The organism is Acerihabitans sp. TG2, assembly GCF_035013185.1.
GTDB lineage: Bacteria > Pseudomonadota > Gammaproteobacteria > Enterobacterales > Enterobacteriaceae > Acerihabitans.
Genome location: NZ_JAYGJO010000102.1, coordinates 1 through 692, shown reverse-complemented (window position 1 = coordinate 692; position 692 = coordinate 1). Strand labels below are relative to the sequence as shown.

Sequence of the window (692 nt, the reverse complement as noted above, 5' to 3'; positions counted from 1 at the left end):
TTAGGCTGTTGTTTTAACCAATAAATCATAAAATGGAATGCGGTGCGCAGAGTGACTTTATTTCCATCAAGCGGTATGGAAAAGCCCAACATCCAATATATGTTGGACCACATCGGCGAAGCGGACGCCCAAGAGATACCGGCCTGCAACTGCTCCGTGAGGAACTGGTTCTGTCTCAGAAAACCGTCGCCGAGGCGATGGGTGTAAAACAGCCCCGCATCACGCAGATCGAGCAAGGTGGTGCTGATCAGCGACTGATCACCATTAAGCGCTACATTGAGGCCATGGGTGGAAAACTGAGCCTGTACGTTGAAATGCCTGACGGATCCGGCGAAAGGACCATGCGAGTGTGAGCAGGGAGACCGATCGAGCAAGTGTATGCATTCCCCGCTTCTCCTTGATGCAGTCCTAACGCGACACCGCTCACAACCTCGTTCTCCTGGTGTTCGGCAAGGTATTTTACGTGAAATGCCGTCCTTGCGAGCCTTGGGTAAACCTGACATAGAGATACTTTGCCTCCTGGATTGAGGATAAATCCCTACAAGGGCATCATCTCAACGACTCTGACATACGGGGCAACCCTCAACTCGCGAGCTTAGGCTTTTTAAACAGCGAATAAAAATAGCGGTTATTGCAGATCCATCAGACTATCCAACTCTTGATCAGTCAGCCCGGTAGAGTGCTTAACTATC

At 50.3% G+C, this 692-nt stretch carries 1 pseudogene; it reads left to right on the top strand.

Annotated features, from left to right (window positions below):
- Positions 1-134: 134 nt before the first annotated feature.
- Positions 135-353, top strand: a pseudogene (locus tag SJI19_RS24710) (helix-turn-helix domain-containing protein); the annotation flags it as partial.
- Positions 354-692: the final 339 nt, after the last annotated feature.